Source organism: Granulicella mallensis MP5ACTX8, from assembly GCF_000178955.2.
GTDB lineage: Bacteria > Acidobacteriota > Terriglobia > Terriglobales > Acidobacteriaceae > Granulicella > Granulicella mallensis.
Genome location: NC_016631.1, coordinates 3939225 through 3964120, shown reverse-complemented (window position 1 = coordinate 3964120; position 24896 = coordinate 3939225). Strand labels below are relative to the sequence as shown.

Annotated in this window: 15 protein-coding genes; 11 read left to right on the top strand and 4 right to left on the bottom strand. The window is 52.9% G+C overall.

The genetic code is table 11. The features are described from left to right. Positions 1 to 38 precede the first annotated feature (38 nt). From ACIX8_RS15735 to ACIX8_RS15710, 6 genes are all read left to right on the top strand, one after another. Positions 39 to 1316, top strand: a complete 1278-nt coding sequence (locus ACIX8_RS15735) for a tyrosine-type recombinase/integrase (protein WP_014266354.1) — start codon at positions 39 to 41, stop codon at positions 1314 to 1316. A 695-nt stretch (positions 1317 to 2011) separates the two neighbouring features. Then, the gene (locus ACIX8_RS15730; protein ID WP_014266353.1) at positions 2012 to 4828 is read left to right on the top strand and encodes a type I restriction endonuclease subunit R; all 2817 of its coding nucleotides are present in this window, start codon (positions 2012 to 2014) and stop codon (positions 4826 to 4828) included. A 1-nt stretch (position 4829) separates the two neighbouring features. Then, the gene (locus tag ACIX8_RS15725; protein ID WP_014266352.1) at positions 4830 to 6410 is read left to right on the top strand and encodes a type I restriction-modification system subunit M; all 1581 of its coding nucleotides are present in this window, start codon (positions 4830 to 4832) and stop codon (positions 6408 to 6410) included. 68 nt (positions 6411 to 6478) lie between these two features. After that, positions 6479 to 7978 (top strand): restriction endonuclease subunit S, encoded by a 1500-nt coding sequence (locus ACIX8_RS15720; protein WP_014266351.1) that lies wholly within the window; start codon positions 6479 to 6481, stop codon positions 7976 to 7978. Further along, entirely contained in the window at positions 7975 to 9786 is a 1812-nt protein-coding gene (locus ACIX8_RS15715) for a restriction system-associated AAA family ATPase (protein WP_014266350.1), read from the top strand. Before ACIX8_RS15720 ends, ACIX8_RS15715 begins: the two co-directional genes overlap by 4 nt. Positions 9787 to 9844: 58 nt before the next feature. Next, positions 9845 to 10858, top strand: coding sequence for a hypothetical protein (locus ACIX8_RS15710; protein WP_223295354.1), 1014 nt, complete (start codon positions 9845 to 9847; stop codon positions 10856 to 10858). Positions 10859 to 11134: 276 nt separating this feature from the next. Here the strand turns inward: ACIX8_RS15710 and ACIX8_RS15700 are convergent, their stop codons facing one another. The 3 genes from ACIX8_RS15700 to ACIX8_RS15690 are packed head-to-tail and all read right to left on the bottom strand — an operon-like array spanning position 11135 to position 16894. Further along, positions 11135 to 14353, bottom strand: coding sequence for a DNA polymerase III subunit alpha (locus tag ACIX8_RS15700; protein ID WP_014266347.1), 3219 nt, complete (start codon positions 14351 to 14353; stop codon positions 11135 to 11137). Further along, the gene (locus tag ACIX8_RS15695; RefSeq protein WP_223295353.1) at positions 14346 to 15893 is read right to left on the bottom strand and encodes a DNA polymerase Y family protein; all 1548 of its coding nucleotides are present in this window, start codon (positions 15891 to 15893) and stop codon (positions 14346 to 14348) included. Before ACIX8_RS15695 ends, ACIX8_RS15700 begins: the two co-directional genes overlap by 8 nt. Then, positions 15857 to 16894, bottom strand: a complete 1038-nt coding sequence (locus ACIX8_RS15690) for a P-loop NTPase family protein (RefSeq protein WP_014266345.1) — start codon at positions 16892 to 16894, stop codon at positions 15857 to 15859. Before ACIX8_RS15690 ends, ACIX8_RS15695 begins: the two co-directional genes overlap by 37 nt. Before the next feature lie 152 nt (positions 16895 to 17046). On the opposite strand from ACIX8_RS15690, the gene ACIX8_RS15685 reads away from it, so the two are divergent. Further along, positions 17047 to 17691 (top strand): SOS response-associated peptidase, encoded by a 645-nt coding sequence (locus ACIX8_RS15685; protein WP_014266344.1) that lies wholly within the window; start codon positions 17047 to 17049, stop codon positions 17689 to 17691. A gap of 43 nt (positions 17692 to 17734) precedes the next feature. Here the strand turns inward: ACIX8_RS15685 and ACIX8_RS24680 are convergent, their stop codons facing one another. Next, positions 17735 to 21499: a hypothetical protein gene (locus tag ACIX8_RS24680; RefSeq protein WP_014266343.1), complete on the bottom strand. Its 3765-nt coding sequence runs from the start codon at positions 21497 to 21499 to the stop codon at positions 17735 to 17737. A gap of 441 nt (positions 21500 to 21940) precedes the next feature. Between ACIX8_RS24680 and ACIX8_RS25670 the strand changes: the two genes are divergently transcribed. The 4 genes from ACIX8_RS25670 (at position 21941) to ACIX8_RS26595 (ending at position 24889) form a co-directional block, all read left to right on the top strand. Then, positions 21941 to 22300: a PH domain-containing protein gene (locus ACIX8_RS25670; protein WP_150110626.1), complete on the top strand. Its 360-nt coding sequence runs from the start codon at positions 21941 to 21943 to the stop codon at positions 22298 to 22300. A 26-nt stretch (positions 22301 to 22326) separates the two neighbouring features. Beyond that, positions 22327 to 22482 carry a hypothetical protein gene (locus tag ACIX8_RS25980; protein WP_190273674.1) on the top strand — a complete coding sequence of 52 codons (156 nt, stop codon included), beginning with the start codon at positions 22327 to 22329 and terminating at the stop codon, positions 22480 to 22482. Between the two features lie 152 nt (positions 22483 to 22634). After that, on the top strand, positions 22635 to 23927 hold the full coding sequence (locus ACIX8_RS24675) for a site-specific integrase (RefSeq protein ID WP_014266342.1): 1293 nt from the start codon (positions 22635 to 22637) through the stop codon (positions 23925 to 23927). Between the two features lie 107 nt (positions 23928 to 24034). Beyond that, positions 24035 to 24889, top strand: coding sequence for a tyrosine-type recombinase/integrase (locus ACIX8_RS26595; RefSeq protein ID WP_396248609.1), 855 nt, complete (start codon positions 24035 to 24037; stop codon positions 24887 to 24889). Positions 24890 to 24896 lie beyond the last annotated feature (7 nt).

Sequence of the window (24896 nt, the reverse complement as noted above, 5' to 3'; positions counted from 1 at the left end):
TTGCCCTAAAATGTGGCTAAGACGGGAGGCGAACGCGAATGGCGGAGAGCTACACGATACTCGGTGGCAAGGTCCATGTTTACAAACGTCCAAATAGCCCGTGCTGGCAATGCTCCAGCTATCTAGCTGGCAGAAACCGTCGCACAACAACGAAGGAGGAGAGTCTCTCAAAGGCGAAGGAGTTCGCGGAAGACTGGTACTTGCAGCTTCGAGGTAAACTTCGCGACGGCGAGTTGAAGAGCGGGAAGATGTTTCAAGAAGCCGCGAAGTTGTACCTCCGAGAGTTCGACATCATCACGCAGGGACAACGCAGTCCGACGTATGCTCGCGGACAACACGCACGTACAAATGGCCACTTGATCCCGTTCTTCGGGAAGATGGCTCTTCCCGAAATCACCTCAGGCAAGATAAACGAGTACCGCATTCATAGGCTCGAAGAATGTAAGGCGATGCGCGGCAAGCCGCCAGCGCGCAACACTATGCATCAAGAGATCGTCACCTTGAGGCAGATTTTCAAGACGGCCATGCGTCATGGATGGATCGATCACCTGCCCGACCTGTCTGAGCCGTATCGTTCGTCTCCAAAAATCTCACATCGTGCATGGTTTTCTCCAGAGGAATATAAGACTCTCTACGAGGCGACAAGAAAGCGCGCGAGCGCACCGAAGCAGCCCCGCTTCCGTTGGGAATGCGAGCAACTTCACGACTACGTGCTGTTCTCAGCCAATACGGGCCTGCGGCCCGATGAAGCGCGGCGTCTTCAGTTCCGCGATGTCACGGTCGTCGATGACGAGGGAAGCGGACAGACTATCCTTGAGATCGAGGTGAGGGGCAAGCGCGGCGTCGGCTATTGCAAAAGCACATCTGGCGCGGTGCAGCCTTTCAAGAGACTCAAGGGGCGGTTACGCCCGGACGGAGGTCCGGGCAGAAAAGGGAGCCGTACGGCGACCATGGCAAACGGAGATTGGCATTCACCGGTACCGGTGGATCTTCTCTTTCCGAAATGGCAGCGCCAGCTCTTTAACGCCATCCTTAAGGAGGAAAATCTTCTTGTCGACCGTGATGGGCGACCTCGTACGGCCTACAGCTTGCGTCACACGTATATCTGCCTGCGCTTGCTTGAGGGAGCAGACATTTATCAAATTGCCAAGAACTGTCGAACCAGCGTCGAGATGATTGAGAAATATTACGCTTCACATCTCAAGACCCGGCTCGATGCATCCGCAATCAATATCATGCGACCAAAGGCAAAGAAGAACGCCACATCGAAAAAAGCGAGTTCTCCCCAACCCCGGAGTCAGAACGACGGACTGTAATTCGTTCAGGGGTGCTTGTATGATGAAGTTGGGTCAGCACATTCCACGCGGGCGTGGTGAAATCGGCAGACACAGCGGACTTAAGGATATTGAGTGCCCGCCAGGGAAACCGGCGGAGCAGAACTGCTCAAAGTCGGGGAAACCTTGAATGGCAATCCCGAGCCAAGCCTGGATGTTTTCGGGAAGGTGTAGAGACTAGACGGGCAGCACCTTAACCCTCCGCGAGGAGGGATGGTGAAGGGATAGTCCAGACCACGAACCCGTTCGGCGGGGCGGCGAAAGCCGAAGTGGTATGAAAATCCGCAGACCTTAACCGGTCGTGGGGGTTCAAGTCCCCCCGCCCGCACCACAACTCCCACCAGCCTAGCCAGGACGGAACCATCCTGGCGTTTTTCGAAGCGTTCGAGGGTCGCTGCGGCCCTCGTTTTGCATGCGTTGCGAAGGTAGCAGCCGCTGGCGGCTGCTTTCGTGCGCCATTGTTGAGGCGGTGCGCAATCAGTTTCGCGAGGCTGCTATGGTGGAGTCTTGAGAGCATCCGCGAGCTAGCACACGGAACCGCTAGAATGGCCTTGAGAGCGAAATGCCAAGACAAAAGTTGGACCGTATAGACGCAGAATACGCCGCGCCCTCGCGGAACAGGACCGCAATGCTCGATTAGCAGTTCTTCTCTTAGATTTCCCTCAAAATAGGAAGAGATGCCAAGTGAGTCTGCAACACGAAAGGAAATCATTGACCTCCGTCTCAAGGAGGCTGGGTGGCGTGTGTCTGATCCGACGCAGGTAATCGAAGAGTATTTTTTGCCGCCACCCAATAACGACGACAACGCGACAGAGCTAGCTCTAGATAAGAGATTGGACCAGTCCGGCTCCAGAGAGTTTAGCGATTACGTTCTCCTCGGAAAAAACGGGAAGCCTGTGGCCGTTGTCGAAGCCAAGCAATCGTCTAAGAGTGCAGAACTCGGACGCGAACAAGCAAAACAGTATTGCCAGAACATCCAGGCGAATCACGATGGGGAGTTGCCCTTCTGCTTTTACACGAATGGTCACGAAATTTTCTTCTGGAATCTAGGCGAGGCCCCACCTCAAAAAGTTCATGGTTTCCCCACGCGACAAGACCTGGAGCGCCTTCTCTTCATACGGAAGCACAAGAAAGCTCTCTCTACTGAGCTGATCAACACGGCAATCGCGGGACGTGATTTCCAGCTCCAGGCTATTCGATCGGTCATGGAGGGTATCGAAAGGAATCGCCGTCTGTTTCTTTTGGTCATGGCGACCGGCACTGGCAAAACCCGTACTTGTATTGCCTTGATTGACGCTCTTATGCGGGCAGGACGCGTGCAGCGAATACTGTTTCTAGTGGACCGCATTGCACTACGTGGACAAGCTCTCGACGCATTCAAAGAGCATATTCCTGATGAACCTCGTTGGCCCAATCTCGGTGAAAAGGCCATCGCCACAGATCGCCGGATCTACGTCGCTACGTATCCGACAATGCTCAACATTGTTCGCGACGAAACCGGCACACTTTCACCGCATTTTTTCGACCTTATTGTTATCGATGAAAGCCACCGTTCCATCTACAACACCTATGGAGAGGTGCTTGACTATTTCAACGCCATCAAACTCGGTCTGACTGCCACGCCTCGCGATGTCGTAGATCATAATACCTTCACCCTTTTCGAGTGCGAGGACGGACTACCGACCTTCGCCTACTCTTACGATGAGGCAATCGCACACGTTCCGCCTTACCTCTGTGATTTTCGCGTCCTCAAGATAAAGACGAGGTTCCAAGATGAAGGCATCAGCAAGCGCACCATCAGTCTTGAAGACCAAAAGCAACTTATCCTTGAAGGCAAGGAAATCGAAGATATCAATTTCGAAGGTAGTGATCTAGAGAAGACAGTTACTAATCACGCCACGAATGCTCTTATCGTGAGGGAATTCATGGAGGAATCCATCAAGGACCCGAATGGCGTACTTCCCGGTAAAACTATCTTCTTTTGTATGTCGATGAAACACGCTCGGAGAATCGAAACTATCTTCGACTCCCTCTACCCCGAATACAAAGGCGAGTTGGCCAAGGTGATGGTTTCTGATGATCCCCGCGTTTATGGCAGGGGCGGTTTGCTTGATCAATTTACTCGCAACGATATGCCCCGCGTTGCCATCAGCGTGGACATGCTGGATACCGGCATCGACGTTCGGGAAATCGTTAATCTCGTGTTCGCCAAGCCGGTTTACAGTTACACAAAGTTCTGGCAGATGATCGGACGTGGTACTCGTTTGCTGGAATCGGAGAAAATCAAGTCCTGGTGTCCTGAGAAGAATGTTTTCCAGGTCATCGACTGCTGGGACAACTTCGAATACTTTAAGATCACGCCAAAGGGCAAGGAACTCAAGTCGCAGATTCCGCTCCCCGTGCGCTTTGTCGGCGTTCGTATTGACAAGATCGAAGCGGCACAAACTCTCGGTTACGCCAGTATTGCGGAAAAGGAAATTTCCTCTCTCCGTACTCAGATTGCTGCTCTTCCAACGCGGTCGGTGGCGATCATGGAGGCACAAGCGCGGCTAGCACGGTGTCAGAAGGAAGACTTTTGGCAGCCGCTTACTGCAGAACATCTTGCCTTCCTGCGCCATGCCATTCAGCCGCTTTTCCGCGTCATTTCGCAAGAAGATTTCAAGGCTATGCGATTTACGAAGGAGGTCTTGGAGGCTTCCCTGGCTCATATGAAGGGCGAGAAGGAGAAGTATGCCGCACTCACGGAAAGCCTCATGGCACAGGTCAGCGAACTTCCACTTTCCGTGAATATCGTTGCGCAACAAGGTGGCATCATTCAGAAAGCCCAAACCAATCACTATTGGGCCACTATGACCGACCAAAGCTTCGATCACCTCGCCGAGCAGCTCTCTCCTCTCATGCATTTCCGCGATGGCCGTGGCGTCGGCGACGGTCCAGCCAAATTCAACTTTGCTGATGTGCTTGCCGCTAAGGAATTCGTCGAGTTCGGTCCTGAGCATGAGTCACTCAGTATTGCGCAATATCGGCAGCTAGTAGAGCAGAGAGTGAAAGAGCTTACCGCAAGCAATCCTATTCTCCAGAAAATTCGTGATGGTGAGCCTGTTGACGAAATGGATGCCGAAACTCTCGCTGCGCAGCTCCAGGACGAGCATCCGCACATTACGCTTCAGCTCTTGCGCCGGGTCTACCAACATCAATCGGCACCGTTTCTCAAATTCATCCGCCACATTTTGGGGATCGAAATCCTGGAAAGTTTTCCAGACACAGTTTCACGCTCGATCGACCAGTTCATTGCCGAGCACCCGACACTTACAAGCCATCAGCTACAGTTCCTCAATCTTCTGCGTGACTATCTAATTCATCGTGGAGGTGTCGAGAAACGCGACCTGATCCAGGCTCCTTTCACCATCATTCACCCTAGCGGAATTCGTGGCGTATTTTCTCCGGCGGAAATCAACGAGATCCTTGCTCTGACTGAAAGGCTTGCTGCTTAATATGCTCCAACTCAACGCCAAACTTCTTTCGCTTATTCGCGCCCTCTGGGACCGCTTCTGGGCGGGCGGAATCTCCAATCCACTTTCCGCCATCGAGCAGATCACATACCTGCTTTTCATGAAGCAACTCGATGAACTCGACCTCAAACGCGAAAAGGATGCCGAGTTTACAGGTGACCATTTCACTTCTCGCTTCAAGGGTAAGTTCTATCTGCCGCACGATACCGCCAAAAAAGAACCCATTGATAAGGCCACTCTGCGTTGGAGCTACTTTAAGGAGATGAAGGCGGAACTCATGCTGCCCCATGTGCAGCAAAAAGTCTTCCCATTCATTAAAGGACTCAACGGAAAAGGCAGCTCTTTTACGCACCATATGGCGAATGCTGTCTTCCTGATTCCTAGCGCCAATCTCCTCCAGGGCGCTATCGCAACTATTGAAGACATCTTTGCTGAGATCGAACGGGAAGCGCGCGAAGACGGGCATCTTTTTCAGGACATTCAGGGCGATGTCTATGAGATGTTGCTCAACGAAATCAGCACGGCTGGAAAAAACGGCCAGTTTCGTACTCCACGCCACATCATCAAGCTCGTCAGCGAGTTGGTGAACCCGCAGCTAGGCCACCGGATTTGTGATCCAGCTTGCGGTACGGCTGGCTTTTTGCTGGACGCGTATCAGTACATCATTACCCAACTCGCCAAAAAGAAGAAAAAACGCCAGGCGCTTACTCCGGATGAAGATGGCTTTGTCCGCAGCAGTGTAAGCGGAATGCTCACTCAGGACAATAAGGACATCCTTGAGCAGAGTCTCTATGGGTATGACTTCGATACAACCATGGTCAGGCTTGCACTCATGAATCTCATGATGCACGGCATCGACAATCCCAACGTCGACTACCAGGACACCCTCAGCAAGAAGTTTACCGAGGAAGAAGAATACGACATTGTCATGGCCAATCCGCCCTTTACAGGAAGCATCGATAAGGGCGATATCAATGAAAGCCTTCAACTCAACACTACTAAGACAGAGTTGCTATTCACCGAGCGTATCTTCACCCTGCTCAAGACCGGTGGTACCGCCGGAATTATCATCCCGCAGGGCGTTCTCTTCGGCTCCGGCGGCGCATTTGTAGAGGCTCGCAAGAAACTCGTGGAAGATGCTGAGTTAAAGGCCGTCATCTCACTGCCCAGTGGTGTCTTCAAACCGTACGCCGGAGTGGCGACCGCCATTCTTGTCTTCACGCGCGGGGGTAAGACCAAGCACACCTGGTTCTATCGCATTGATAAAGACGGTCTCTCGCTCGATGACAAGCGCCAGCGCATTTCTGAGAGCGACTTACCCGATGTGGTGGCGCAGTGGAAGGCTCGAAATCCTCTGCACCCCGGTGACCGCAAGGCGAAATGCTTCTTCGTTCCCGTACAAGAAATTCGTGACAAGCAATACGATCTTTCCTTCAACCGTTACCATGAGGCCGATCACGACGAAACCGAATACGAAGAGCCCAAGGTGATTCTCCAGAAGCTCAAAACGCTTGAAGACAAGATTCAGCAGGGCATCGCCGAACTTGAAGGGATTTTGGGATGACCCAATTCTCTCTCGTGCCATCAAGCCATATAGGAAACGATAATGCAATCCCAAGGATCAAGATAGCCATGAAGCAGTTGGGAACCTTTTGCGAATTCAAGTATGGTCGAAGCCTCCCAGAAAAACACCGTCAGGGAGGAAATTTTCCTGTGTATGGATCAAACGGGATTGTTGGCTGGCATCATGAACCAATCACGAATGGGCCAACCATCATCATTGGTCGAAAAGGATCTGCTGGGGCACTGCAGTATTCAAGCATGTCATGCTGTCCGATTGATACCACCTATTATGTAGACCAAAGTTGCACCTCAGTCAACTTGAGATGGCTGTTTTTCATGCTTCAGATGCTTGATCTAGATGCTCTCAACAAGCACGCTGCTGTCCCAGGACTTAACCGCAACGATGCCTATGAAAAGGAACTGCTACTCCCTTCCAGCGACGAGCAAAAGAAGATTGCGGCGTTGCTGGATATGGCAGATGCACTCCGCCACCAACGCCAAGAATCCCTTCAACTCGCTGAAACGCTTCTCCGGTCATGCTTTCTCAACATATTTGGCGATCCAGTATCCAATTCGAAGAACTGGCCGATCGTGCCGTTGTCGGAGCTGGCGGTGAAGTTTTCTGATGGTCCGTTCGGTTCGAATCTTAAGACCGAGCACTATAGGGACAACGGCATCCGTGTTTGGAGGCTCCAGGATATCGGTATTGGGAGTCTAAAGAATTCTGGGATCGCATATATCTCTCCTCAACACTATGCAAATCTTCCAAAACATCATTGTGCGCCTGGCGATGTAATAGTAGGAACTCTGGGAGAACCCAACCTGAGAGCCGCCATCGTGCCCAGCACGATACCTGAGTCTCTCAATAAGGCCGATTGCGTACAGATCCGTGCAAAAAAAGGCGTAGCGCTGCCTGAATTCATTTGCTGGCTTCTGAATATGCCAGGTACGCTCGCACTTGCACATAGCCTTGTCCTGGGTGAAACGAGAGCACGGATTAGTATGGGACGGCTCAGGACACTAAATGTTCCACTTCCTCCAATCGGTCTTCAACGTGAGTTCTCCCAAACGCTCTCTCGAATTCTCGCACTGAAGGAATTGGTGCTTGCCCAATCGCCCGAGGTGGACTATCTTTTCGCTTCTATCCAACAACGCGCATTTCGCGGCGAGTTGAATTTGAACCGTAGCACACTTGCCAATGAAGTCGAATCACCAGGACCCACCTCTGTCCCAGAGCGTCCAACGGCTGAGGGAAGATTTAAGCGTCCAGGTAGCTTCGTTGCGCCGCCAGAAATCGAAGCACAGATGCTGGAACTCGAGGACAGAATCGATTACGGTCCCGGTGATTCCATCTCATGGTCTGAAGATTTCTTCAAATACCGCATTCTCAGTCAAGTTCTGACTCCTCCCTTCAGTTTTAACGAAATTTGGGAAGCAGTGAACTATGACATGAGAGACGCTAACTACGAAGACGTGAAGGCCAAAGTTTTCGAGTATATCGAAGCGGGAACCGTTGAGCAGCGGTTCGACATGGAACGAAAAGAAATCGTCTTCTATCCACGCCCATGAAACTTCTTCGTCTCAAACTCGGTGTCGATTTCCGGAGCCTCTCCGCAGGCTTCGAAATCAATTTTCTCCGCGAATGGGCGTGGAACGAAGACCGTTGCTTTGGGTTTCATCCCTACTGCCTTGCAGGCCGCAACGGGAGCGGGAAATCTAACGTACTCGAAGCCCTCGCGGCCATTTTCTACCATATCGAGTGCATCTACCTCGACTACCGGCCGGACGGCTTTGAGTTCGACCCCGAATCGAGCTCCGAAGGATTTCGAGCAGAGAGCGCCACACCGGACGCATTCGAGTTGGAATACCTTATCCCAAACAACAGGATTGTTCCGCGTGATCCTTGGCCGAAGGAAGATGATTGGCCCGTCTTCCACATTAGAATTACGAAGCAGGAAGGGGAACGACCTGTAATCCACTGGCTGAATAAGCTCATTAGCACAGGAGAGGTAACAGAAACCGAGTTGACCCGCACAGAGGTCAAGGCGTACCTCCCCACCTACGTGCTCGGCTACTCTTCTGGGCACAATGAAGTGCTCAGCCTGCCCTTCTTCAAAATGCGGTTCGTCCAGTTTGATGAATACTGCGACCACCTGGTCAAAGATGTTCCGTATGACGGCAAGCCGGAAGGCCGACTGATTTACTTGGATGAGCAGTTCAGTCAAGCCATCCTGATTTGCCATTTTCTTTTCCCTAACGATGCAATCCTTCGAGTGTTCGAGAAAGAGATGGGACTCAAGGGGATTCAACGGTTCCGCATTATCATTCGCAAATTCCACCGTCTGCCAATTGCTGAGGAACGGCTGAGCTCCATGTCGCTCGAAGAGAAAAAGGATAAGTCGAAGACCACGGTCGAATTAACCTCGAAATTGTCTGGCTACTACAACGATAAAGACGCACTGCAGTTTGGGTTGATTGACAAGCTGATTAGATGCTCTACGGCCTTCTACGACAGCGAAAATGACTCTTCGAACGGTGAAGGAGGCGATCTCTACCTCGACTATTGGGTTAACGAGGCAACAAAGAAAGCTTTTCAATTCCACTTCAGTGAGAGGGTGGAAGACTCAGACGAGCTATCGAGTGCCAAGTCTGCGCTGAATCTGTTTCAGTCGTTTCAGACATTGCTTATGCTGAATCAGTACAAGGTGGACATCGAGACCAAAGCTGAGCTTTATAAGTCAGGTAGCCTATACGTCAATGAGACAATTTCGACGCCCGCCTCTCATGAACGGATCATGCGTTTTAAAGAAGGCTCGCTTATCAAAGAAGGTATCCCCCAGACAATTTACATCAAGGCGTTGTCTGACGGAGAGCACCAGCTCCTCCACACCATAGGACTCTGCCTTCTCTTCCGTCATGAGTCTGCGCTCTTTCTGTTGGACGAGCCCGAAACCCACTTAAACCCCGACTGGCGCGCTTCCTATATATCCACACTAAGGGCAGCCCTCGAAGCCGATTCGGCGACGAAGAACGTGATGCGAGAAGTGCTGCTTACCTCTCACTCCCCGTTCATCATTTCTGATTGCAGACAAGATAATGTTCTTGTTTTTGAGAAGCGCCCGGATGGCAAAGTCGACTGGGACTTTGCAAAGTTCAATACCTTTGGAGCATCCGCAAACGCAATCACGATCAGAGTGTTCGGTCGGAGGGAAACGATAGGCGACTATGCTCTCGACAAGCTTAAAGAGCTCCGTCAGCGTCTTCAAGGCGATGAGAGCCCCGACGCACTGATCGCTGAAGCGGGCAAAGAACTCGGCGACTCGGTGGAGAAGGTGCTCTTCATCAATCAGGCATTCGATAAAAAGGAAGCCGAATAGCGCCATGCTCTTTACATACCGGTATGTCAACCATAGTAGTGCGCGATTCCAGGAGTACGTGGAACACCTCGTGAAGGAGGTCTGGTGCAAGGCGAGTGGAGACTTTTCGCTCGATTTACTTCACCCTGAGCTGAAGATTATCGTTGAGGACATTTCCAATGATGAATCAATCACAACGGACCCTCTTTATGGGCCTATCCAGGAGATTTACGGGTTGTTTAGAACGCAACTCACAGAAACCCAGCGCGGGCAGGTGGCCATCTGGTGTGACAACAACAACGACATTGAGGCTCTCTGTGCCAATGATCCAGGGAAGACCCCTGGAACCTACGCTGACATTCGCGCATTGAATACCGAATTGGAAAAGAAATTGAAGAGCTTCTGCAAGAGCCTCTTCGCTCAGGTGATCAAACTCAAAGCGGTCACGTCGCGAATCGGAAGCATCGAGGAGCGCTACATCGAGTTCATTAAGGTGAATACGGAAGAAAAGTGCCCTTATTGCGGATATATCGACATTAGGGGGTTGAACTATACAACACGAGATCCATATGACCACTTTCTTCCCAAAGGGATCTACCCCTTCAATTCTGTAAACCCTCGCAATCTCGCCCCCATGTGCCCTCAATGCAATTCAAGCTACAAGCTGGGAGGCGATCCGATCAAGCACCTTGATCCTATTACCAAGAAGGCCGGAGGTCGGCGAAAGGCCTTCTACAGCTACTCAGCGGAAGACCCTAGAATTACTATCGCGGTGGCGCTCAAGACTAAAGACGTGTCAGAGCTGAGGAGAGAGGATATTGAACTCACATTCACCTCACTAGGACACGAAGAAGAAGTTGAAGCATGGAAAGATGTCTTCGGCATTGAAGAACGCTACAAGGCAAAGCTCTGCGCTCAAAATGATGGGAAGGCTTGGTTACAACGAATTGGCGAGGACTGGGAGAATATTGGTGTTTCTAGGGATAAGCTTTTAGCAATCGAACTCAGAGCGGCCGAGCGCCTTCCTTACAACGACGCTGGCTTCTTGAAGAGGCCGTTCCTTATCGCCTGCAGAGATGCCAGCATCATCTGAATGGAGCGCCTCAAATTACGCTCAACAGTTCAAGACTGTCTTGCACCGTTTCACCGTGAGCTACTCGCCAGGATGAGTCCAATAGGCGTAGTTGAACAGTGCGTCTAGCTCTCCATCGGCGTAACACTTCATGATGAAATACTGAGGCCCAGCTTCGAGGTTCTGATCCCAAATCTGGACGACCTTCGAGTTCCCCTGAATTCGCTCAGGAGTTGCCAGTACACGAGGGACAAATAGCTTCACGATTTTGCTCGCGGCAGAAAATTTCAAAAGGCGTTAATGGAAATCATGCGACTGCACTTGAAGAGCATGATCAGAAAGAGCTGTTAGGCGGATAGCCTTGACGTGAATTACACCGTCCTGGTTTTGAAGTACGCCTTCCACCAATAGAAATTTGCTACGAGTAACAACAAGACGGTCATGCTCATAGAGATCGGGCGTAACAATCACGTTGGCGATCCCGGTCTCATCCTCCATAGAGAGGAAGATAAATCCCTTCGCCGTGCCGGGGCGCTGTCGTGCGATCACGCATCCGGCGGTTCGTACAAACTCCCCGTCCTTATAAACCTTCAATTCCTGAGCAGATAGAATACGTTGGCTCTGCAATGCTGCTCGGCGGTAATACATGGGATGTCTTCCCACGGTAAGCCCAGTTCCCGCATAGTCAGAAACCAGGCGCTCCTCCGTTGTCATCTGCTGAAGCGGCAATGTCCGTGAATCCTCCTGCAGCCATTCGTTGTTTTGGCGCAGCAATGGACCTTCTAATTTGCCAGCACGATCCACCTGCCAAAGCGCGTCGCGGCGATGCTCAATGGCGTCGATCTTGTTCAGCGCACCGATGCGTGCCAGCAACATCAGTCCTTTGCGGTTCAAAATAGGAACGCGCAGCGCAAGATCTTCCGCTGATCGAAAGGGGCCATCCTGATCCCGAGATTTCACCAGCATTTCCGCAGACTGCTTGCTTAGCCCCTTCGCATAGCCGAGTCCCATCCGAAGAGATAAAGAGCCATCCCGCTCCTCTTCAATTGTGCAGGGCCAGTCTGATATCTGTACATCAATCGGCAATATACGTAGACCGTGCCGTTGCGCATCCTTTACGAGAACGGCAGGTGCGTAAAATCCCATCGGTTGATTATTCAAAATGGCGCAAGTAAAGGCGGCAAGGTAGCGGACCTTCAAATAGGCGGAGGCATAGGCGATCATCGCGAAACTGGCTGCGTGCGATTCAGGGAAGCCGTACAAGGCAAATGAGCTGATGTTCTCAACAATGGTGTCTTGCGTCTTGAGGTCGATGCCATTGGCTGCCATGCCTGCCCGGAGGTTTACCTCCAGATTCTTCATTCTCTCCCACGAGCGGCGCATCCCCACTGCGCGGCGTAGCTCTTCGGCTTCGGCTCCGGTGAAATTGGCAACCGTCATGGCGATGCGAAGCAGTTGCTCTTGAAACAAGGGCACGCCAAGCGTGCGCTTTAACACAGGTTCGAGCGACGGATGAGGATACGTTACGGGTTCGCGTTTCTGTCGCCGCCGCATATAGGGGTGCATCATTTTGCCCACGATAGGTCCGGGCCTGATAATCGCTACCTGGACGACCAAATCGTAAAACCGTGTTGGATAGTTCCGAGGCAGGGAAGCCATCTGAGCGCGGCTTTCAATCTGAAACATGCCCACGGTATCGGCCTGCTGCAACACTCGATATACCTCTTCATCTTCGGGCAGTTGGGCTAGATCCACGGCTTCGCCATAGTGCTGCGGGATGAGTTTCAGGCAGTCATGGAGAACAGCCATCATGCCCAGGCCAAGCAGATCCACTTTGATGATGCCTAAGTCGGCACAATCTTCTTTGTCCCATTGGACGACGGTACGGCCCGGCATTGAGGCCCGCTCCAAAGGGACGACGGAGTTCAACTGTCCCTGGCAGATCACCATACCGCCCGAGTGTTGCCCTAAATGACGCGGGAGGTCTTGAATCCTCATACAGAGTTCCAAGTACTTCGCGATACGGGGATGCTTGATGTCAAAGCCCGCATGCTGAAACGAGTGAGCGATCGTATCGTTTTTCCCGCGCCACTCCCACTGGCTCACGAGGCTCGACAATCGGCCGAGAGATTCCTGATCGAAGCCGAGCGCCTTGCCAACCTCTCGTGCCGACGACTTACCGCGATAGGTAATGACATTGGCGGTCATGGCCGCGCCCAATTCCCCATAACGCTGGTAGACATATTGAATGGCCTGCTCGCGTTGGCCTTCGGAGGGCAGATCGAGGTCGATGTCCGGCCACTCTCCTCGGTTCTCCGATAGGAAGCGCTCGAAGAGAAGTTCCATACCGACCGGATCAATTACCGTAATCTCGAGCGCATAGCAGACCGCCGAATTTGCAGCGCTGCCACGTCCCTGAATCAGAATGTCGCGGCCCTTGCAAAATTGGACGATATCCCAAACAATCAAAAAATACCCGGCAAAGCCCAGTCGTGCGATGAGATCGAGTTCATGCTCTACCTGTTTCTTAGCTCTCTCCAGCAAGGCGCGATCATTCTTTGGCCCATATCTCCGCACGATACCTTCGGCGACACGCTTCCGTAGAAAGCTGTCCATGCTTTCGTCCTCAGGAACTGGATACTTCGGAAATGCATAGCCGAGATCGTCTAGTTCAAATTTCAGTCGTGCAGAGAGTTCTATGGAGTTCTCTGTTGCATTCGGCACATCGTGGAAGAGTCTTGCCATCTCAGACGCGCGTCGAAGATGACGTTGACTGTTGAGAGCGAGAAGCCGTCCTGCCTGATCGAGTTCGGTGTGATGACGTACCGCAGTGAACAGATCCAGTACCTCACGCTCATAGGCTTTTGCGTAACGTACGCCATTGGTTGCGAGGACTGGAAGTCGCAGGGAACAGGCTATGCGAATCGCCGCCTGATTGCGCCACTCCTCCTCACGCTCATAGTGACGTTGTACTTCGACATAGACATTGTTGGGGCCGTAGATTCGCACCAGTCGTTCTACTGCCTTTCGCCCAGCCTCCTCGCCACCCTCGGCCAGCGCCGCAGCCAAGGGGCCTTCCTCACCACCCGTAAGGCAGACCAGCCCAGCAGCGTATTGATGGAGATCTTCCCATGTCGCTGAACCTTCTAGCTTCGACTTCTCCCGCATCTTGAACTGGGTGATGAGCTGGCAGAGGTTTTGATAGCCGGCCTGCGACTCGCAGAGCAGCGGTAGGCGCGGCGGCTCCGCCACGAATTGGTTTGGCAACCATGCGGGCGGCATCCATCGTGTTCCGAAGCTCGATACTGCAATCTCCGCTCCGATATGGGCGCGGACTCCATTCCGGTTCCCGCTCGTGTGGAAACGAGCCGCGCCATAGACGCCATTGCGGTCGAGTATCGCCATTGCTGGCATCTCAAGCTCCGCCGCCCGTTTCATCAGCTCTTCCGGCTGAGATGCGCCTTCGAGAAAACTGAAGGCGCTCGCAACGTGCAGCTCCACATAACGGTCAGTCATAGAGCGCAACCATCTGCCAGCAGCCTTGCAGCCGGTCATAGACGACGCGACAGCAGAGCAACGAGTGATCCTGAGAACGTGCCACCAGATCCCATTGTTGAAGCTGCCATGTTGTCGAACCCCACCACTCTCCGCTCGTCAACCAGGGACCATAAGAGTGTTCTATGTCGTAGCGCTTTTCGCGAAAGAAAAATGCACTCGGTCGGTTCTCTTGGAATGTCACGGTCAACGATTCAGCGGGACGGAGCTGACGCAACGCGACACGCTCCGGCGTTGAAATCGCTTCCGAGCCTGTCCCCGCCGGGACCGTGAACGGTTCCAAGCTGAACCTATCCATCCGATGCGTGTCCTTCAGAACCGCACGCCCCACGCCATCCTCGCCAACGATGGCGCGAATGCGGGCGAGCGTGACATCGAGCCGTGCGGGTTCTGGAAGCTGCGGGGAGAATAGACCAAGTTGCACCTTACTCGTGTTGCCTGGCTCTGCCGTGAGTGTGAGTGACAAGATTGCAGCTTGTGGCGGATGGGCTTCGAGATCGAGATGAATCAGTTTGATCCAGAGTTGCCGTTCGTTCGTAGGCAATGCAGGCCGTACCGTGCGTGTATGCACGGCTCCGCCCTCCAAAGATAAAGTGACCGTGACGGAGGCCAGTGCGAGAATGCGCCCTGTTGCCCGCACAATGAGTTGTTCCAGCATCACGCCCACCGCGAAGAGCAGAGAATCGAGCACTTCTACCGGCGTATCGAGTTCCATGCGCTCTTCGAGCGCAAACTTGGACTCTAGCGGAAGAAACAGGTGTGGCATCTCTCCGCGTGCTAACTGGTGCAGCCGTTTGCCCTCCTGCCCCATGCGGGCAATCAACGCTTTCTCCGGTAAATTCGCCAGCATACCGAGGGTGTGGATGCCCCAAAGCGAGAACGTCTCTGCGTGTCCTTCCGAGAGATCGAGAACTGCGAGCGGGAGCGAGGCCAGGGCCACGCCCTCTTCTCCCGCTGCGATAACAGACACATCTGCTCGCGAGGATCGTCCACGCGCAAGACAGACGGCGGCATGAGTGTTGCGGCTGACAGCAATGGAGGCGGTAATGCCCAACATCTTGAGACGTTCCCGCAGATTCTTCGCCAGCACCATCGAAGGGCCGAAAAGTGTTTCGGTTCCCGCTATATCGACTATGCATAGAAATGTGTGATCGTTACTTCGGTCTTCGACACGTGGCGAGAAAGTTCCGGCGCATTCGAGGATAGCGGCCTTGGCAGCCGCTTCCTCCGCACGTGAACGCAAGAGCACCGTGATCGAGAGAAACGTGTCGATCTCCACCGGCGTCATGCCATGAGAGACGCCGAGGATATGGGCCCTCGCATTGCGGGAACACACATACTGCAACGGCGGCTCGCCGTCCATTACGACGCACGGTGTCTGTTGCAGATTCGGGCGCAGTCGCAACATCGCCTGCGCGGGAAGCTCCTTTGCGTACACACAGGCATACAACTCCGCAGGTTTCGTCATCTTCGGCCTGCCCATGTGGTGCGGCCCCGCCATCGGGCCTCCGTCGCTCTCTGTGGCGGCTTTCGCAATGGAATGACGTTGCTTGATGTCGCGAGAAACCGTTCGCGTGCGACTTCCACGCAGTACTCGACTCCGGTAAACACCGTTGTCTCTTCACGGAGGGAGCTGCCCGGTTGGAGGCGCAGTACTAGAGCTGCGCTGCTCTTTGCGCAGGCGTGTTGCGTCAACAGCAGAATGCTTGCCTGGCTTCGCTCCGCAGCCGCGCGATAGCGAAACCATGTTGCCAGAGGTATTCGTAGCGCGTATTCGGGAGCGGTGCTGCCCAGATCGAGTACGAGGCAACTGAAGCCTCCGCCTTGCAACAACAGATCCATTACGTGCAGCGCTTGTTCGATTCGCGCCCAGGGCTTGCCGGGAACTATTGAGGGCTTCTTGCGGACTGGAGGTTCGAACACGTTCGGCTCGAAGACCTCGCGCTCTGATCTCACTCTGCGTTGTGGCTCCGCGCAGCGTGGCGCTGTTACTTCAGGTTTTAGAAATTCGCTGACCGCTACCGACAGTCCCTTGACCTCGTGACGCGGGTGCGGCCCGAAGCCGCCACCGTGCAGCCCTTTCTTGATAGGCGGCGGAACGAGGTACTTCTCCGGCAAGGCAAAACTGTTTGTCGGGGTTGGAGGAGCGTTACTCGCTTGGACTCCACAACGTACCCATAGCAGCCGGGACAAGTCCATGCCCACTGCTGCCGCAGACTCTGGGTGCAGGGAATTTGAGACATCAATCCACGCGCAAACCTTTCCCGTCTGCGTCATGCGACTAACAAACGAAAGCGCGAACGAAGTTCTCCCCGAACACTCCGGGCCCACCATCTCAGTGACGGCTCCGAGAGGTAGGCCTCCGGCCAGGAGTTCATCGACCGAAGCGATACCCACGTTTGCCTGCGGACGCAGAATGCGCGGAGCCGGGGTCAGCGCCGACGGAATTCGGTGACTGAGGGCAGCTTCGATCTGTAGACGGATTGCGGAGGCTGAAGACATAGTGAAGTAATGTTCGCCTTATGTTCGCCTATTTATGCCTGCCCCTGTCAAATCTCGCTTGCATCATGGCTTGTGCATTATGGAGATAAGTTGATGCAAATAAGCATGTTATTAAATTCGAGTCAGCGTGCTGTCTGGCATACACTAGGCTCATGTGTGGCCGGTACCGGCGAAAATCCGACAAACAGCGTATTGCGGAAGCCTTCGCCGCGAGCGTTGGTCTAGAAGAGCTTTATCTTGGCCCCGAGGATGACATTGCGCCGGGATCGATGCAGCCGGTGGTTACTGTCAATCGAGATGGCGAACGTCAGATCGAGATGATGCGTTGGGCCTTTAAACTCCCAGATCGGCTACTCTTCGTGGCACGTTCGGAAGGAATCGAGCACTCGAAATTCTGGCAAGATTCATTCAAGCAACGGCGCTGCATCGTTCCTGCCGATTCCGTCTTTGAATGGCAAAAGGTGAACACGAGCAAGAAACCCAAGTACGAGTTTGTTATTCCAGGGCAGGAGCCCTTTGGGATGGCAGGCATTTGGAACGTCTGGAAGAATCCGAAGACTGATCAATTGGAACGAACGTTCGCTGTGCTCACGTGTGAGCCGAATGAGTTAATGGCACCGATTCATGACCGGATGACCACGTTTGTCGAGCCACGAGACTACGACGAATATCTCGCACCCGCCGAGAGATCGCCTGTTCACCTCCTCCGCATCCTCCCATCTGACAAGATGAAAGCGATCCTCGTCGATGCCACACCCATCACCAACCAACAAGTAAGCCTCTTCGATAGTCAATGAGCAAGTCGCCGATGCACGTCTGCATACCTTAGGACTCGAACTCTTACTCTTCGTCAACTTGCAATCCAAATATGGAACGAAAGTCCTCTGTTGTGGGCTGACCCTGTACTAACGCAGCCTGAAGCTCTGCAAGCTCATCATCCATCGGTAAGTTACTAATGGCATCGCCAATCGCACGTTGATGGTTCTCCATCATCTGCGCCGGGCGCCCAGCAGCACCACCGAAACCCAAATGATGAGCGTTTCCGACGAACGCTTCTATCGCTTTCTTCTTGTTCTCCCCGGACAATTTTCGTAGGACAGTTGCGGCGAAGACAGGAGCGCCAAAAGCTAATCTGCCCGGCGAAAATTGGATCAATTTCAGTATCTTCGAAAGGGTCTCTTGGTCTGATTCATCGACTTTGTCTGATATTACAGATAAAGTTGCTTCGTCCAGACCGCCCAATACGCTCCAGAATAACTCGCGATAAGAGCTTGCCGGAGACTCCGCCCGAAGATACCACTCTAAGGATCTCGCAATGAGACGTATCTTCGTCTCTGGGTTTACAGAACCGAATGACACATGTCCATAAGTGAAATTGATTGATCGATAGCTCCAATCGCCTTCGGCCCGACGGTGCTGCTCAACTTTAACCCGCGCCATCAAGAAATCCAACACTTGATCTGGAAATGCTTTCACCAATTTGCTCAAAAATGTCGTAATGCGTCCTTGGTTCGTATCGAGATCTTCAATCGGCGCGAGCTGCTCCAGAATGCCCGACACGTCCCTCTCAGAGAGTTGGTCGAGCCAGACTCCGTAGGGACCGAACGAATCCGTGAGGGCCGCGGCGACCTGGGCTTCACCCTCAACTTTGACATTCAGAACGGCACGCAGAAGAGCTGGTTGAAGTATGGCTTTTTTCCCCAAGTAGGCGATTGCACGTAAGCCACATTGCTTTACTCCGGAATTCGGAAATTGAAGATACGCCGCAATGAGAGATATGTCATCTTCAACGACGCTCTCAGCATGAACTCTGAGAGCACTTGCGGCGGCCAAGACTTGATATGGAGCCCCACTCTCAAGCATTCGATATGCACGAAGCCGAAATTCCTCCGGTCGAGTTGCGTGCAATGTAAAGAGAGCGTTGCCTAATTGCTGCAGCATATTCTCCGGTCGTTCGTCGGCCAATATGCAGTCAACCAAAGCAGAGGCCAGAGCTCCGTCTTGTGCGCAAAAGCTCAGTATGCGCTCAAACCCGTGTGGTTCCAACTTACAGGCGAAGGCTTGTTTAACATTTGCGATAAGGTTTGCTGCCCTCTGCTCTACTGTTGCGAAGTTCTCCATGAGTGCCGAATTGACACGCAAAAGTTGTGCGTTGGATTGTTGAGTCCACGATCCGGCGGGATCTTCTGTACTCATAATGGGGAAGTCGCCATCACGCGAGCATATTGCATCGAAGATGGTGAGCTGAATACTCCAAGTGACTTGGTCGAGATTTCTCTGCGAACGTTCACGAACGTCCTCGCCGCAGTTCACCGCTATCGTGGAGAGAAACGCATGAATGATATTGCGCTGAATAGGCAGACTTAACGGTTGTTCGGTTAGCCGACGTTCAAAGATGTCGAGCACACGTTGCCTCTCGGCATCATGCCAGATGAGTTCTTCAGGCGTGGACTCGCGGCCCATTCGATTTAGGAATCGGTAGAGAAGCCTTTGAAGCGACCGAATCGCCCTGACGGCTACAGCGCAACACTCGGAGTACAGAAGCGATTCGAGAAATTGCAACGCGTTCTCTCTGACGGGGGCAACCGCAGTGTAATTCAGGCCGAAGGCACCAAAGGCAACTGAATTTCCACGAGATTCGGTGAACTCTCCCTCGTGCTCCAGGATCTCGTCTAGGATATCCAGCGGTGTGAACGACCGATCAAATGCGTCGTCGCGCTTACAAAGTCGCACGCATTGCAAGAGCATTGCAAAGTTGAATGCTGGCCATTTGTAGAGTTGATAAGAGGCGAGGCGCTCAAGAGTATGTTTAGCGCTGGTATCCAAGCGATTGTCGTCTTGCTCATGAGTGGCCAATTCCCAGAGCACATCGACAGACTGCGATCTGTAGTCAGGATGGTAAGCGGTCGCTCCCAACAGTGTCGGAAGACCCTTGAGTAGATAATCCCTACCCACACGCAAGCTACGAACCAAGTCACCTTCAACGACTGGCGCGACACGCGCGAGGTGCACAAGTTCCAAGATCTTGTTCGGCTGGTATCCAGCCGCAGGCGCGAGTTCGTCAATGACATGTCGCCGTAAATGCATTTCTGCGCTTTGGAATTCGGAGAAAATTTTCTGCCATACAGAATCGAGCAAGTCTAAGCCGTATCCTGCTCGGTCGAGTCTCCAGTCAAGCTCAGACAGGTTTTGCATGAGCCTTCCAAAGAACTGATCTCCGAATGCAGCGAATACAGCATCGACATAACGCGTATTGGTTTTGCTCGGACCAACACATGCTGATTCCAGAACATAGTCTGAGAGAACATCCGGAACGATTCGGACAGGCTCGCTACGCGGCGTCACCACACCATAGGTCGCCAAGAGATCAAGGGTGGTGAGAATATCGTTTCTGTTGCAGTTCAGGAATGCTTCCACGGACGTGAGGAAGTGTTCTGCTTCGGCATTTACGGGGCCAATCGCGGCGATTATCTGAAGCAGGCGACGGGGTGGATTTATCGCAAACTCCGGCCCGCTCAACTTCAACTCGTCGTAGAAACGAGAAAAAACAGTCTGACGAAAATCTTCTAGATTAGTTATCTCGGCTGGGTTGATGTGGTGAGAAGCAATCAAGTTGCCACCAGCGACAATAACCAGTGGATTGTTATCCGAGACGGCTGCCAAATCTTTTGCGAAGGCGTTATGCGCGTCGCCAAGCACCTCTTTGGCGAGTGATTCAGCCTCCTCGGAGGTAAGAGCCTCCAGGTCATTCATGCGGGCAACTTCGTCGGAGCTAAAGGCCCTGTAGATAAGTTGTTCCAGTTCGGGGATGCTTCCCGGCCGTGTAGCTAAAACGAGTTTGATGTTTTGGTAAGGACGCAAGCTCGCTAAGAGTTGTAGGACCTCGGGAATCGAATCCGCGCGATGCGCATCATCCACAACGATCAATACTGGCCCCAGCGGTATTTCTTTGTATGATTCTGCGTACCACTGGGGTACGTCCTTCAGGAAGACGATTTCAAGATTGGCGAGACATGCGGTCCAGTCGTGAAGAAGTTTCGATTTACCATTGCCGCCTCGTCCCGCAAAGAGACAGATCAACTTCTCGGTTGATCTAAAAAATGCATTTAGGAATTCGACCTGTGGCTCTCTACCAAGGAGCGTGCGGGAGAAGTCAAATAATGCCCTGGGGGTTCGTGGTGTCTTTGCGAGGAAGAATATCTCTCTTGATACGAAAGTCTTTCGTTCGGTGATGGCGCTACGACCTTCATAGTCTTCGAGCGAGACCACGACTGCCGATGCGACAACCGAACGATGCCATGCTTCATGTCGGGCCTTCATTTGATGCAGAGCCTCGACAGTGTAGGTCAAGGGTTGGCCATCCACCATTTTGTGGTGGACGCGACAAAGCAGCATGAGATTGTCTATCTCGTCGATGAGATGCGCTGGAAAATTGGGGTCATACCGAGGCCCGTTCGTTTGCCCCGAAATAATGTGACACTCGTCCCCGACGATAGATTCGTCATCCTCATTGGTGGCATCAATCTTCAATTCCCGACGGCAGAAGGCGCAGAGATTGCCGGATGGTCCCCATAAGAGCTTTCTTGTTCTCTCGGTGATTGCCACGTATCAACCTTCCAGCTATTGCTTGACTTACCAACCATCGTAACCTGTGGACGAGCTGTCCTCGGAGGAATTGGGAGGATGTCTCCTCCCGCGCTTCGATCGCGTCGCGTTCTCCGCTCCCACCTCAGCACAGCCGTTCCTTCCCGCAACGCCCTCCCCATAGATCTTGCGTGCTGCGCACGCGCATAAGGAAACCAAGCCTTCCTAAGGGCGCTGCCCTCGCGCGGCGCAAGGGGTTTCCCGCAGTCTTCCGCGCTGCGCTTGTGCAGACCTCCGCTACGCTTCGCCCTTTCCACTTGCCGCTGCGCTCTCGTTACAAGGGTGGGTGATCCCCCTCCCCTTGCGCCTTGCTACCCCGCGCTCGCCACTTGGGCGTTCGGCATGTAGGTACATGCCGACGATGGCATGAAAGGCAAAAGCAATCACAAAGGAGCGAACATCATGAAGTTTCCCCGATTTATCCCTGAAAACTCGACTGCCGTGGAGCATACCCACGGCGTTGTCTACACCTATTCGCAAGGTCAGCGGCTCTTGGCTGTTGCCTATAGTGGTAAGCGGTCAAAAGTAGAGTGGCACTTTCGGTTCCGCAACGAAGAACAGCGTAACCAGCGGATCAGGGAGTTTTTCGCATCGCTCGACGCTCACGCGCAATACAAGGCGCAGCAGCACGAGAAGCGGCGGCAACCCCACACCCTCGCGGTGAGTGACGTGATTTACAACTCATGGGCTATGACCAGACCAACATTGACTTTTACGAAGTGGTCAAGACGTCTGCGAACTTCGTTTGGCTGCAACCCATAGCTCGCGACCTGAAAGAGACGGGTTTTATGTGTGGGGAGGTAACGGCGATTCCCGGCAGGCATCACGGTGAAATTACTCAGCACCGCGTTACTGTCTACAACGACCGTAACTCGGTCCATTTCGAGTTCGGTGCGGGTTCCAAGTGGGACGGCACACCGAAGTATTGCTCTTGGTACGCATAGCGGCCATTGTCTCTGGGGCTGTCCATGCGGCAGGCCCGGTTTCTTCTCACGTATGAACAGATTCGCTCAACTACGTGTATACCTTGAATCATTGCAAGCGCGGAAAAGATGACAAGTGGGTCGCACCTTAAACTTCATGAGAGTAACCGACGATGACATCTGTCTCCTCGTCATCTGACGCTCGCCTAATAGCGCAATCGACGGCAATTGATGCCCTGTTTTCCGTACCCGCGACGCGAGCGCGGCACCGTGGAACAGCCCTTCTGCTTGAGCGGGAGCAATATCTCGATCACCTTCTAAAAAAGTGTGTTGACCCGCTTTATGTTGCGAGCGTTGCTCACTATCTGGTTTACATCGTTCAGATCATCGGGTTGGAAGAAATTCGAATCGTAAGTCTGGATGAGATAGCGAAGGCGGGCAAGATATGGGCGGACCTCGATTGTCCGTATCGGGTGAGAACGCCTACGAGAGTCGCGGCCTATCCCCTGATGAGAGCTGCAAAAGCCTGGCTTTCATTTCACCGCAAGCTCGAACGTCCCCAAGAAATGTGGTTTGAAGAGCTGCTCAGAGCCTATTCACATTCGCTTGTCTACAACAGGGGACTCGTCCACCGGACTGTGGAGACATATGAGTCAAAGGCGCGTACATTCTTGAAGTTCTTTTCAAGGAGCAATCATAATCTGAGCGGGATCTCGCTTCTTGATGTGGATGCCTTCATGCAAGAAAAAGTGATGGAGGAATGGAAAGCGGAGGCCATTGCTTCGCATTGTCAGGCAATTAGGTCATTTCTTCGTTTCGCTGAGTCGAGAAACTGGTGTGACAGAGGAATTCACCAAGGCATCAAGAGTCCGAGAGTCCCTCGAAATACAGGAGAGTCGAAAGGCCCAACCTGGCCCCAAGTAAAGAAGCTCTTGAGGTCGTTCAAAGGTCAGAAGGCCTCTGAACGGAGGGCGAAAGCGATGCTGATGCTTTGCGCCATCTACGGGCTGCGTGCTAGTGAGGTCATCGGTCTTCAATTGGAGGACTTCGACTGGCGCAACGAAACGTTTATGGTGCGAAGGGCAAAGCGCGGCGGTGTTCAACACTTCCCAATGGAGTATGAGGTTGGAGAAGCTATCTTGGCCTACCTAAAGCAAGACCGACCTCGATGCGCGTCGCGGCTTTTATTTGTATCTCTTCGCGCGCCTTATGTCGCAGTTTCAACCACTTCACTATGGAGGGCTGTCGGACCGCGCCTAAGAAGTTTCGGGGTGCAACTCAATCACGTAGGTGTCCATTCATTGCGACATGCGTGTGCAACGCGGCTACTCCATAAAGGGTCGTCGCTCCACCAAATAGCGGATTTTTTGGGCCATAGAGATCTGAAGTCTGTGAGCATCTACGCTCGCTGCGATGTTCGCTCTCTACGCAAAGTCGCACAATTTCGGCTAGAAGGATTGAAGTGAACCTCAGTGAAGCTCTGGATATCTACTCTAATTCGAAACGTTCAAGGGAGAAGCCAGTGGCCAGACCTTCGGCTATCCTTCGGTCATTCGGCCGTCGCGTCGGCAACATGGCGCTCTGCGATATCCGAGAGGTTCACATAGAAACATTCCTGAATGGTCCCTTAACGGGGCTGTCGACATGGCGAAGCAAATACTTCGCTCTTTATCGATTTTTCGAATACTGGCAGGCGCGGGAAAAGATTTCTGGATTTGTAATGCCTGGTGCTCGGGGTGGTGGACGCACGACATTTCTTCCATACATATATTCTCGCGCTGAGCTGCGTCGCCTGATCAGGGAGATCCCAAATACACAGAAGGGGTGCAGCGTCGACGTCGACACCTTCCGTACCACACTATTTTTTCTGTATGGAACGGGAGCATTTGTGAGTGAGGTGCTCCGGCTGCGGTGCAAGGACGTGAATCTCAAGTCAAAGCAGGTGACTCTCTACAGCGAGAAATTCGCTCTCGGAAGGATGTTGCCTATTGGAGACGACCTTTGCAAGATCCTTCGTCTCTATTCTAAACGTCATAATTCAGGGAGCGATCCGAATGGATTCTTCTTGCGAACGTGTGGAGGGAAGAGGATCGAGTCGTCGATTCTGTCAGCACGTTTTCGAAAGATACGCATTGCATGTGGGGTATCAAGATCTGGAGGGTCACGCCTTCAACCGAGGTTGCATGACTTGAGACATACCTTCGCGGTTCATCGCCTCACCACTTGGCTAAAGCACGGCGCGAATATGCATCAGATGATCCCAATTCTATCGGCCTACCTCGGACAGGTGGGTCTCGCGTCGGCGGAACGTTATCTGCAGCTCACCCCGGAGCGATTTCGTACACAACTGAAGCTCTTGAGCCCACGAAACGGTAAACGGCGATGGCGAGATGACCCTATCCTGATGCGATTTTTAGATCAGTTGTAGCGCCCAG